We start from the raw sequence: 12,267 nt of genomic DNA on the forward strand, positions 1-12,267 counted from the left end.
AAGGCCGGGAAGGGAAAACCGATTTGAATTATCCAGGCTTCATAGGAAACCCTTGGTCTAGGCTCGGGGAATTTTCAGATTACAAATGTTTTACCGTTAGAAAAGTAATTTTCTTTTTCAAATAAATAAGAACTTCGTCAGTCTATTTAAAATTGAACCAAAAACGAACACCTTCCGAAGTCTTATCCGTATTCAATGTGGTCTGTAATTGATTGGCCAGTCTATTCATAAGCCGTATACCCATGGAAGAATTGGCCCGCTCCTCTGTATCTTTGGGTAAACCTACACCATTGTCCGTATATTCAAAAAAGCCTTCTTGACCAATTATCTTTCTAAGGTGGATATAAATTTTACCATCATCCTCATTATGGGGAAATGCATATTTAAAAGAATTGGAAACCAGCTCATTAAGTATAAGTCCAAAAGGAATAGCCCTGTCAATATCCAATTCCACTCCTTCTGCATCAATGGTAATATTAATATTATGTCCGCCTTTTTTATAAACGGACTGAACGCTATTGATCAAGCTTTCGATATAACCTTGCATCTCTATAACCGATAAATCCTCATTTTGATATAGTTTTTGATGGATCAGGGCCATAGCCTTTACCCTGCTCTTTCCTTCTTCCAATGCTTCTATTGCGGCCTTGCTCCTCGTATTTTTGGTCTGCAAGCTCAAGAGGCTGGAAACCATTTGAAGGTTATTCTTTACCCGGTGGTGTATTTCTTTCAACAAGGAATCTTTCTCCACCAGAGAATTTTCTATGATATGCTTTTGCTCAGCTATTAACCGTTGGTTCCTAATACTTTTCAAATAAGCGTATACTAACCCGGCAAAACCCAATAAGGTAAAAATCAAGGATATGAACACCAAGCTAATATCCCTGTCACGCTTTAATATATCATTTCGTGATTTTTCCAAGGCTTTCTTTTGTTCTTCGATCATATTCCTGGAATACTCCACTTCTTGGGTAACCACGGCCGCTAATTGCTGACTTTTAATATTGGATTCCTTAATATCTATAGAATCCCTGATTCTTATGTTTTGTTTTAGATAGGTAGTCGCACTTTGATAATTTCCCGTTTTATCATAGTAGGCAGCGTATAACCTATTCTTTTTAAGGATATTTTCTGCCTTTATCGGTTTAAAATCATTGCTGAGGTAATCCGTTGCTTTCGCAAAATCGTTTAATTGTAAATAACAGTCCGTTATTTCCAGGGAATTTTCTATAAGATCAGAGGAAAACTTACCGCTATTGTATTTTTTGATGATATCGATACTTTTTTCCAAAAATGGAATAGCTTCTTTGTATTCTTTTAATTGTACATGGCATTTACCGATATTACCTGTAATAATTCCTTTGAGTATATTGGCCTTATTAAGTTCATTATCGGTCTTGGTATTGATTACATCACTAAAATAAACATCCAATAGTGCATCTGCTTTCTTAAAGTAGGTCAAGGCGGTAGGTGTGGATTTATCCAACCTAAGATAATTTCCGATATTGTTGTTATAAACGGCTTGCGCAAAAAAATCATCTTCTGCAATTTCCTTTTTCTCTTCGGTCATATAATCTCGCATGGCCTTTCTATGCTGGCCTAGACTGGAATATATATCATAAAAAGCAACGTTTTTGGTCAAACTATGTTCACGCTTTCGCATTCGAACTTCTATTTGTTTATCATAGAGTTCCAATTTGGAATAGTTGTTATCCATAAGTTCAAAAACAAGTACTTTGGTCTCCATCCCAAACTTTTCTATATCCTCGTAAAAAGATTTTGTAAGTGCCAGGCTTTTTTCATAATCACCTAAATCATAATAAATCTGTGCCTGGATGAGTTGATAATCCCGAACCGAAACGGAATCTTTTGTTTTCTCGGAACTACTGAGGTACACATTTACAGTGTCCAACCAGTCATAAGCCGAATTTTTATTATATCTGTTGGGTGTACCGAAGAAAAATGTGGAACGATCGTTCGCTTCTTGAAGTGATTGAAACTCTTTAAAGTAATCTTCTTCTATTTCTTGGCTTGATTCCTGTGACCAATTGATCTGGCAACAAAAAATAAGCCAAATGAATAAAATAATTGTAATATAATCGTATTTCTTCATGTCATACAAGCACACAAAACCAAACATAAAGATTATGGTCCGTTTTGATAATTTTTTGTTGTGACCAAAAATGCTATTTCATTTTTTATCACCCAAAGGATTCCGGTTATAATGGAAATCATGTTCTCTATTCTTCCAAATTTCCCAATAAAAAAGCGTAATTATCCAGAATAGTATAAAAAACAGCTCAAAATTTGGAAAATCATTCTCTTACTACAAAAATATTATAGGATTCCCGTGGTTGTTGAATAATGTTGTGTATTCCCCTTATTTTGTTGTGAAGTTACTTTTATCCTTAAATTGATGTATTTCATCGGATTTTTATGCATTTCAAAGAATGGGCATGAATTAAAAAGGGACAGTATCCAATAAAATTGATATCGAAATTCTTTAAAAGATAAAATTTCGGTAATTATGAGTTCATCGCAGAGATAATAAACTCCTTAAAATCTTTTGAAATAGGAATCAAGGTATTATTGATCATGATATCCTTGGAATTGATAGCATCAATATGGTCAACATTAACGATATAGGACTTATGGGCCCTATAAAATTTGTTTTTTGGAAGTTTTTCCAGATAATCTTTTAAAGGTGATCTTACCAAAAACTTTTTATCGATCGTATTTACCTCCAAATACACATTGTCCGCCTTTATAAATTGAATATCCCCAAATTGGATTCTGTAATATAAGTGTTGTTTTTTTACAAAAATAGAATCTTTAAGTACGGAATTGGACATGGGAACATCCTCATTTACTTCACCATTGGATTGGGAACCGTTCTGTTTTCCATAAATAAAATTGGACAATGCAATCTCTATCGAAGTATAGAGATCCTGTTGTTCAAAAGGTTTCACCAAATATCCATTCGGTTTTACCGTCTTGGCATTTTCTACCGTAGCCCGATCCGAATTAGAAGTGACAAAAATAAAAGGGATATCATAATGGTCCCGAATGTGTTTTCCTAAGTCTATACCCGTTTTATCGGAAGCCAAAATAATATCGATCAAAACAAGGTCTACTTGCTGTGTTTTCAGCACTTCAATAGCTTGTTCATAAACAATAACATTGTCCACAATTTCGTAGCCAATTTCCTCCAACATGGACTGCATGTCATCTGCAATAATAACATTGTCCTCGACAATAAGTATTTTAATAGGCTGTTCCAAAGTTATGTACGGTTTAGATGGTTTTCATCCAAAATTACAAAAAATTATTATAACCAAAATAAAAGAGAATGGCTAGGAGAAAGGTACTTAGGGCCAATTTTTTAAGCTCTGGATCTAATTTATGTGGTTCATTGAAGGCATTCACTTTCAGGGCATGAATAAAAATCGGAAGATAGGCAATGAGGCATATAAACTGTAGCCAAGTGCTGTAGGTGCATAGAATAAATATCAATAATCCTAAAAAGGAGCCTCCCAACAGGCACAGGTGATAATTTTTCCCCATCTGAAACCCGATCTTTACAACTACGGTGTTTTTCCCTGCTCTTTTATCCGAAACATGGTCCCTAAGATTGTTCAAATTAAGTACGCCAACACTTAATAGGCCCATGGTTATAGCGGGCAAGGTTGAAAGTATGGGAACCGTTTTAATATGCAGAAACATTGAACCCAACACCCCGACCAAACCAAAGAAAAGGAACACGAACAAATCCCCGAAACCATTGTATCCATAAGCCGATTTTCCTACGGTGTATTTTATAGCCGCCCAAATGCTCAATATACCCAACACCAAAAAGAAGAGCATAGAGATCAGGTGTTCCCCTTCAAAGGAAAAGTACAGCAATAAAATTACGAGTACACTGTTGATTATAACAGAGGTTATGATTCCGTTCCTTAAAGCATTACGCGTTAAGAGACCGCTTTGTAAGGCTCTTTTAGGGCCTATTCTCTCATCATTGTCCGTTCCTTTAATACCGTCACCATAGTCATTGGCAAAATTTGAGGTAATTTGAAAACCTACGGTGGTCAATGTCGCCAAAACAAAAACAAGGAAATCCGATTCACCGTACAACATGGCCAAACCGGTCCCTACCAAGATACCGGATATGGAAAGGGGCAATGTCCTTAGCCTTGCGGCATTTATCCATGCCTTAATTTTAGACACTAATGGGGAGCTTCTATTTGGATACGTTTTCCATTTTGATAAGAGGCTACAAAAGCATCTTCAAAACCAATATCGACCAATTGCTTTCTAAAGGATTGCGCTTCTTGCAATGTCTCAAAATTGCCCAACGAATACGAATAAAAGGGATTTGTCTTTACGAACAGTGTATTGGTCAAAGCTTCTGAGGCAAGGGTTACATTATTATCCACGAACGATTTAATCTGTACGGAATATATTTTTTCTTTTTGAAGAAACTCCTTGGCCAAATAAAATTCCTTGACCAAACTCAGTTCTTTATTTTGTTGTTTTAGGTTATCTATACGCATTTTTATAGCCTCTAAACTGTCAATGGACGTTACGACCAAATCACTATTCTTCTTATCAAAACTATTGGAACTGCTCAAACCTGCCGTAAATGAGGTAAAGGCCAAACCTCCTATTAAAAAGAAAGCCGTGATACCCGCAAAAATATTCCGCTGGACCTTACTTTTTTTAAGTTCTTTGTTTTTATATTTTATCTGGTCTAACAGACGTTCGTTAATAATTTGGGCTTTATCAACATCCTTGTGCAATTCTAGCAAATCACTTTCTTCTATAAAAGGCATATACAGTTCTATTTAAGAGGCCCTACGCTCTAAAAGTAATTAAAAATAGGAACGATCGGTTTAAAATTTATTTGATTTCTACAAAAATAAAATTTATGACAAATTATCCCAATAAATATGGATTTAATTAACTTATAAAACTGAAAATCAATTATTTGGGAATTTTCTCACAAGTAATATCATTAATCATCCACCAAGGCTATTCCGTCCTTTTCCAGTGTAATCTTTCTTTCCTTGTACAATGTTCCCAATCCCTTTTTAAATGTTTTTTTGCTCATCTGCATCATATCCCTTATTTCTTCCGGGTCGGATTTATCGTGAAGTTTAAGGAAACCACCGTTATTCTTCAAAGTTTCATATATTTTATTAGCGGCCGGTTCTAAAACCCTGCTCCCTAACGGCTGTAAGGATATATCTATTTTATTGTCCTTCCTTATTTTTTTAATACATCCGGGAATTACATCTCCTATGTTTATTGACTTGAATACCTCATTAAAGTAAATTAAGCCTTTATGTTTTTCATTAATAATGGTTTCCCAGCCCAGATCGGTCTGTCTGATGACCACCAATTCCACCTCGTCCCATTCTTTCAAATTAAGGTTTTCGTTATTCAAAAATTTATCCAGTTTATTGGACCCTACCAATCTCCCGGTTCGTTGATCCATGTAACAGTGAACTACATACCATTGTCCCTGTTTCATTTTTATACGTTGTTCACGAAATGGCACCAATAAATGTTTTTCCAAGCCCCATTCCATAAAAGCCCCAAATTCATTGACCTCGGCAACTTGCAATAAACGAAATTCACCGACCATTATATGCGGTTCTAAAGTAGTGGCTATAGGCCTTTCATCATAGTCCAGGTAGCAAAATACTTCTATAGCATGTCCTATTTCATAATCTTCCGGCACATATTTGTTGGGCAACAATACGTCATGTCCGTGACCATCACCCAGAAAAAGGCCTACACTGGTATCTCTAAGGATTTCCAATTCGTTAATTCTCCCGATCTCTATCATAAAACAAAATTACGTTTTAATTACGCCAATACAAACGAAGCATATGGCCATAAAAAAACCGTTTCTAAAGAAACGGTTTTCTCATTTTATTTTAAACAGGGGTCATTAATAAGCGGAAGCCTTATTAAAGTGTTTACAAAGCATATAATAAACTACTGCTCTATGCTTATTTTTATTTGATGATCCGTATTTATCTAAAACCGTTTTAACCGCATCCATTAAATCCGGACTGTCTTTAAGGCCCAATTTTTTTACCAAGTAATTATTCTTAACAGTTTCCAACTCCTTTTCATCCCCGCCAGAAACTTTTGAGGCATCAAGGTTATAAATAGAAGGGCCTAAACCAACGGTAACTTTGGTCAATAGATCCATATCCGCATGCTCTCCAAATTTATCCTTGATATCGGCTGCATATTTTTCAATTAGTTCGTCTCTTTTACTCATAATTCCTAGTGTCTTTAAATTAATAGTTAATATGTCCCTAAGATATAAAATGAAAGTAATCCATCAAAATTTTATCATTCTTTAATCTGGGCGTAAAAACTTCAAGGATTCTTGGTCGATCGGATTTTTTATAAAAAGAAAAAAGTGCCTTATCCAATGACTTTTGATCATTGGCACTTAAATACTCAAGATGGTACATTTCACTAAGCGCAGAGGCATTAAGTTCATGTTTGGTTTCAAAATAGGTCTCAAAATTCTCAGAATCCTCTTTGCCCGGTAAAATCCTGAATATACCACCACCACTATTATTAACAATTATAATCCTAAGATCAGAACGCAGGTAGTTATTCCATAAAGCATTGCTGTCATAAAAAAAACTTAGGTCGCCCGTTATCAAAACAGTGGGTTCCTTTCCTATTTGAGCCGCTCCTATGGCCGTAGAAACACTACCGTCGATACCACTTGTTCCCCTATTACAAAATACTTTCAAGGAAGGGTTCAACTCAAATAGCTGGGCATACCGTACCGTAGAGCTATTGGCCAATTGCAATTGATAATTTTGGGGAATACTTTTTAATAGCACATCAAAAACGGAAAAATCCGAAAAAGCAATTTTCTTTAGATACGCTGTTCTTTTAGATTTATAGGTTGTTTTGATCGCATGCCATTTTGTAAAATAATCACTTTTATTTTTTTGATCTTGTGCATACAATTGGCCTATAAACTCATTGGGCGTACATTTTATATGCTTTTTTAAGCAAAAGAAAGTATCGTTCGCTTTTTGTGTTCCTACGTGCCAGTGTTCTTTTGGTGCATACTGTCTTAAAAAGGCCTTGATTTTTTTGGAAACGATCAGCCCTCCCAATGTTATCAATAGTTCGGGGCGAAGATCTTTAAAAAGTGATTCCTTATGGTTTGATACTTCAATAGGAGCAATAACAGTGTCAATACTGTTAAAAAAATTATAGTGATGAAGATTAGAAGTGGTTTCCGTAAATACGATTACCGAAGTGTCCTCGCCCAGTAGGTCAAGCAATTGCTGATCAATGGTATTTGGAGGGTTTACCCCTACCAATATCATTTTTCTTTTAGAATGTTTCCAACGATCGATCTCTTCATCAAACGAGATATCTACATTGTTCCCCGCTTCTTCAAAAACTATTTTTGGATATACCGATGGGCTTAGTAAAAAATCATATAAAGGTTCCTCAAAAGGTACATTGATATGAACCGGTAATTGTTTGTGGATCGAGACGTTAATGGCCCTATTCAATTCTTCCTCATTATGCACCTGTAACTGTTTTTGCAAAGTCATTGGATCTTTCTCCAGCAACCATTCCGGCCTATACCGATGAATTTTGTCCGTTGCATGTACTATATCCTGTTTCAAATTGGCCTCATAGCCTATGTGTTCGTGAAAAACATTACCCTGGCGAATGGTCTGTCCGTCGCCTACATCTATTTTATAAGAAGGTCTATCCGCAGAAATGACAACCAATGGAATCTGACTATAATAAGCTTCTGCAATCGCAGGATAATAATTTAATAATGCACTGCCAGAAGTACATACAACGGCCACCGGTCGTCTTAACTGTTGTGCCATACCCATGGCAAAAAAGGCGGCGCATCGTTCATCTACAATACTATAACAATTGAAAAAAGGGTTATCGGTAAACGAAATGGTCAACGGCGCATTTCTGGAACCCGGTGAGATAACAACATTGGAAATACCTTTGGTCAAACAATGCTGAACTACCGTTTGCGCCAAGGGAATAGAGGAATACTTCATCGGTCACAAAAATACGACCTGTTCTATTCTTAACCCAATCGTTTGGGCTACTATTTTAACTCAAAACCTTTAACATGGTATTGCTCTTATGTACAGTCTCCTCCCATTCTTTTTCGGGGTCGGAATCGGCCGTTATCCCTCCTCCAACATAAATAGAGGCCTTGCCCTTCAGAAGGGACATACATCTTAAGTTAACATATAACTCCGTACATTTTAAAACGGTCTTATAGGCGTTGTTCTCAATATTATGGGAATTCCTGTTTCTTAACTGGTCCATGGGAAAATTTAGTTCCCCCAAGTAACCCGTATAGAACAAACGGTTATAATTTTCAGTATTCAAGATAAATTCCCTGGTTTCCTTTTTTGGCATACCACAAACCGCAGGGGTGGGATGCAATGCATGGATAAGATCGTTTAATCGTTCTATTTTATAATTTCCGGATATTTTTGTCCTCAAATGCCATAAATGGCCGGCACTCACGGATTCTAATCCGCCTATTTCCAATTTATTTACTTTATCCGTTAATGCATTTATGATGTAATCCGTTACCAAACGTTGTTCTTTCAGCTCTTTATCCTGCCAATTGGGGCCTGAATCATTATCTTTTATTTGCGTTCCGGCCAATGACATGGTCGTGAACCCCCTTCCTTTGGTCTTTAGTAAAATTTCTGGCGTAGCCCCGAGCCACATCCCCACCTTGGGATGAAACCATAAATAGCAAAATGCATTTTCATACATTTTCAGCAATTTCCGGAACAATTGTATCGGATCGGTCTTTGTTACCGCATTAATTTTTCTGGAAAGCACAATTTTTTGAAATCGCCCTTTTTTGATATTGTGAACCCCTTTTTTAACCAAATCTATATGAAAAGACTTCTCCGGAGGGTTTGTAACAATTTCATTATTCTGAAAAAAACTTTCGCCCTGTAACTCCTTTATATCCATTTCCAACAATTCATCAGGTCGTAACAAAACTACTTTTGCTACTGAATCAAAAGGTGCAAAAACAAATCCTTTTTCTTTAAAATCGGATGTATGGGCAAGTGTTGAAGTATTTTGAAAAAAACCGTTAAGTACCGTTCGTTTTGGTTTTCTGTACAAAACAAAAGGCAGGTCATTCTTCAATTGGACTTCTGCTCGATCAAAAATTTCCGTAGGCATTTTATTTTTTGGGTAAGGCGATCGTAGTGAGTTTACAAATGGAAATAAGCCTGTCTTCCTCGTCGGTTATTTTAATGTCCCATAATTGGGTAGTTCGGCCCTTATGCACTACCGTTGCTTTGGCGAATACATAACCATCCTTGACACTCTTTATATGATTGGCGGAAATCTCTATCCCTCTCACAAAATATTTTTGGGCATCCAAAAAAATATAGGAAGCCATACTCCCAACACTTTCCGCCAGAGCGACCGTGGCACCGCCATGCAATACGCCGTCTGGCTGATGTACTTGCTGGGTTACCGGCATTTTCCCTACTAAAAAGTCCTCTCCAACGGCTATATATTCCATTTGTAACGTTTCCATCATCGTATTTTTGGTAGCTTCGTTACAAACTTTCAGAATCTTATCTTTATATGCGTCCATTACATTTTTTTGTAAAATTAACCAATAGTATGGACAGGGCATATTCCCTCATCGTTATAATTTATTATGGACAACATTCATAAAGAGGTAAATTACCTCAGCAGCAATTCTTATGAAGTACTCAATAGGCTTACTTCAAAAACCAGGAACATTTGGTTTGTACTCCATGGAATGGGCTATTTGAGCAGGTTTTTCCTTAAACACTTTGATGAACTGCCGCCGGATGAAAATTATATCATAGCTCCACAAGCACCTTCCAAATATTATTTAAACCATAGTTTTAAACATATAGGTGCCAGTTGGCTTACCAAAGAGGATACCCTTAGGGAAACTAAAAATGTGCTGACCTATTTGGATGCCGTGCGGGAAAATGAACAACTACCGGAATCGTGTAATCTTATCCTGTTCGGATTTTCCCAGGGGGTCTCCATAGCTACCCGGTGGATCGCACAAAGAAAATTTAAATGCCATAAACTGATTTTATACGCAGGCGGCCTACCCAAGGAACTGAAACCGGAGGATTTTGATTTTCTGATTACCAATAAAACCGAAGTACTAACTATTGTAGGTGATTCTGATCAATACTTGACCCCCGAGCGATTAAAAGAGGAAACGGAAAGAATAAACAAAGTCTTTAAGGGACGTGCCAGACATATTTCTTTTGAAGGTGGGCATGAAATAAAAAAAGAAATCATTAAAAATCTTGATGATGATGAATAAACACTTCCTCTAACCTCTATTTAACTATTGGAACAATGTTAATAATATCGAATATTAATCAACTTCCATATATCTAATTAATTGAACAATACTTTTCTGATCGTTGAATTCTATATCATGAGTTTTTATATATTCTTTACATAAACTCTTCCTGATACTATAAAATTTTATTAGCTGTTTTAAATTTTTGAATTTACTTAATTTTCCATTTTTCTTTAACCAATAATACGTATAAGGTTTTACTTTATAATCATCGGGCAAAACCAAATCGTACATTAAACTTCCCATATTACTGGCGTTAAGGGTCGAATAAGATGTATTATGTACGGTTTGAGATGTCCTACCAGGGCCACTTATAGCAGCCGGAGATTTTATATGGTATTTATATTCAGCATAAAAATCAAATTTTGAACGATTTAATAGTTCAAGGAATTTATTATTTGATGTAAAAAATTTTCTGCCTTTTATATATATCGTATCTATTAATTCTAATTGCTCTTCATTTATTGCCAATCTTTTTCCCCCATCCTCAAAGACCATTTCTTCCAACATAGCACTATAATTCAACCAAGCTTTATATTTATTTCCATTTTTCATCAAAACATCGCCATGAATAAAATCAGGAAAAACATAATGCGAAAGTTCTAAAGATTTAACCTGTGCATTTGATGAAATATAGGATAAACTACAGACAAGAATGTATAATGCAATTTTCATGTTTAAAATGTTTTGATGATGAATGGTATTAAGTTAAGTAAAAAAACCATTTAATCACATCTACTCTATGAATGTCTCAAACTTCAGCCTTGTGCTTGAAATTTCAACAATATCCAAAATTTTTCCAAAATCATGACAACATAATGGATTCTTTCTTAAATTTCCGATAATCAATTCATATAAATATATAGTACAAATATTAGGTACGGACAAATCAAATTTTACTCCTCCTCCACTACTGGCGACTCCTCTTTATAGTACATTATTTTTCTGGTGATGTAAGAATTGTCGGGAGTTATAATTTGTTTTATCCAATTACCTTCTTTTTCATCTTCATCGTCAAATTGATAGATATATTCTTTTTTTTCAGGGACATCGCCTTTAGTAATGACTTCCTGTGCTAAAATACCGTTCTCGTTATAGATATAAGTAGTTCTAGCGGTAGGTACAAAGGTTTTTTCTTCTTTGTCATAATCAAATTCTTGGCGTGCCAATAATTTTTCCGATTCATCAAAAACTTCCTCGAACGCATTATTGGCCTCCCCTTTTAAATATTCTTTTGTCAATACCATTTTTTGAACGGATCTGTCCCTTTTTCGTTGTATGGAAGTACGTATCGATTTTAAAGGAACATCGTTCAATAAATAGGTAATCGTAAATTCTCCCTTGTATTTTTTGTATTCGATCAAAGTTTCATCGGTACCTTCGTTATTGGTCCTCACTATTCTGATCAAATCGCCTTTATCATCATATTCATAGACATATTGATCCAAAAACTCCTTTTCATACGAAACAATTTTTTCCGTAATCCTGCGATTTATCGTCGTATCTATTTGATAAAAATGGGCAATAGAAGTATTGGAATCGAAGACATTATCACGATATGACTCGGACCGTTTCTCTATAAGTTCCCCCTCCCGATATTTATAATGGACCACATCATAATCCATATCGTTAAATCGGGTGACCGATTTGGTCAAGAATCCATTTTTATCAAAATCATATTCTTCCTTACCGTATTTGGTATTGACCAAACATTTTTTCACCTGATGTTTAAGGTCGAAATCCTTTACCGTAAACATGCGAATATGCTGAGCCTGCATATTTTGAAAGCAATTAAAGAACACTACCGTAAAAAGAAGAATGTAATTTTTCAACATATA

12 protein-coding genes are annotated in these 12,267 nt (G+C 35.6%); 1 reads left to right on the forward strand and 11 read right to left on the reverse strand.

The genetic code is table 11. From position 1 onward, the window contains the following. Positions 1–142: 142 nt before the first annotated feature. The 9 genes from ACKWB9_RS06415 to ACKWB9_RS06455 all read right to left on the reverse strand — a co-directional run bounded on the left by ACKWB9_RS06415 (position 143) and on the right by ACKWB9_RS06455 (position 9,667). Positions 143–2,140: a tetratricopeptide repeat-containing sensor histidine kinase gene (locus ACKWB9_RS06415; protein WP_414002175.1), complete on the reverse strand. Its 1,998-nt coding sequence runs from the start codon at positions 2,138–2,140 to the stop codon at positions 143–145. Between the two features lie 385 nt (positions 2,141–2,525). Continuing rightward, complete coding sequence (locus ACKWB9_RS06420; protein ID WP_414002176.1) at positions 2,526–3,281, reverse strand: LytR/AlgR family response regulator transcription factor; 756 nt, start codon at positions 3,279–3,281, stop codon at positions 2,526–2,528. Positions 3,282–3,315: 34 nt separating this feature from the next. Further along, the gene (menA, locus tag ACKWB9_RS06425) at positions 3,316–4,224 is read right to left on the reverse strand and encodes a 1,4-dihydroxy-2-naphthoate octaprenyltransferase (RefSeq protein ID WP_414002177.1); all 909 of its coding nucleotides are present in this window, start codon (positions 4,222–4,224) and stop codon (positions 3,316–3,318) included. Then, positions 4,224–4,829: an SPOR domain-containing protein gene (locus ACKWB9_RS06430; RefSeq protein WP_414002178.1), complete on the reverse strand. Its 606-nt coding sequence runs from the start codon at positions 4,827–4,829 to the stop codon at positions 4,224–4,226. Before ACKWB9_RS06430 ends, menA begins: the two co-directional genes overlap by 1 nt. A 182-nt stretch (positions 4,830–5,011) precedes the next feature. Further along, positions 5,012–5,848 (reverse strand): CvfB family protein, encoded by an 837-nt coding sequence (locus ACKWB9_RS06435; protein WP_414002179.1) that lies wholly within the window; start codon positions 5,846–5,848, stop codon positions 5,012–5,014. Positions 5,849–5,953: 105 nt separating this feature from the next. Further along, on the reverse strand, positions 5,954–6,292 hold the full coding sequence (locus ACKWB9_RS06440) for a DUF2853 family protein (protein ID WP_414002180.1): 339 nt from the start codon (positions 6,290–6,292) through the stop codon (positions 5,954–5,956). A 37-nt stretch (positions 6,293–6,329) separates the two neighbouring features. Then, complete coding sequence (menD, locus tag ACKWB9_RS06445; RefSeq protein ID WP_414002181.1) at positions 6,330–8,081, reverse strand: 2-succinyl-5-enolpyruvyl-6-hydroxy-3-cyclohexene-1-carboxylic-acid synthase; 1,752 nt, start codon at positions 8,079–8,081, stop codon at positions 6,330–6,332. Positions 8,082–8,136: 55 nt separating this feature from the next. After that, positions 8,137–9,243: a chorismate-binding protein gene (locus ACKWB9_RS06450; protein WP_414002182.1), complete on the reverse strand. Its 1,107-nt coding sequence runs from the start codon at positions 9,241–9,243 to the stop codon at positions 8,137–8,139. A 1-nt stretch (position 9,244) separates the two neighbouring features. Then, complete coding sequence (locus tag ACKWB9_RS06455; protein WP_414002183.1) at positions 9,245–9,667, reverse strand: PaaI family thioesterase; 423 nt, start codon at positions 9,665–9,667, stop codon at positions 9,245–9,247. Positions 9,668–9,733: 66 nt separating this feature from the next. On the opposite strand from ACKWB9_RS06455, the gene ACKWB9_RS06460 reads away from it, so the two are divergent. Continuing rightward, positions 9,734–10,387, forward strand: a complete 654-nt coding sequence (locus ACKWB9_RS06460; RefSeq protein WP_414002184.1) for an alpha/beta hydrolase — start codon at positions 9,734–9,736, stop codon at positions 10,385–10,387. A 54-nt stretch (positions 10,388–10,441) separates the two neighbouring features. Here the strand turns inward: ACKWB9_RS06460 and ACKWB9_RS06465 are convergent, their stop codons facing one another. Both ACKWB9_RS06465 and ACKWB9_RS06470 read right to left on the reverse strand, forming a co-directional pair. After that, entirely contained in the window at positions 10,442–11,104 is a 663-nt protein-coding gene (locus tag ACKWB9_RS06465) for a hypothetical protein (RefSeq protein WP_414002185.1), read from the reverse strand. A gap of 221 nt (positions 11,105–11,325) precedes the next feature. Then, positions 11,326–12,264: a hypothetical protein gene (locus ACKWB9_RS06470; RefSeq protein WP_414002186.1), complete on the reverse strand. Its 939-nt coding sequence runs from the start codon at positions 12,262–12,264 to the stop codon at positions 11,326–11,328. Positions 12,265–12,267: the final 3 nt, after the last annotated feature.

The organism is Maribacter spongiae (assembly GCF_047345125.1).
Classification (GTDB): Bacteria; Bacteroidota; Bacteroidia; order Flavobacteriales; family Flavobacteriaceae; genus Maribacter.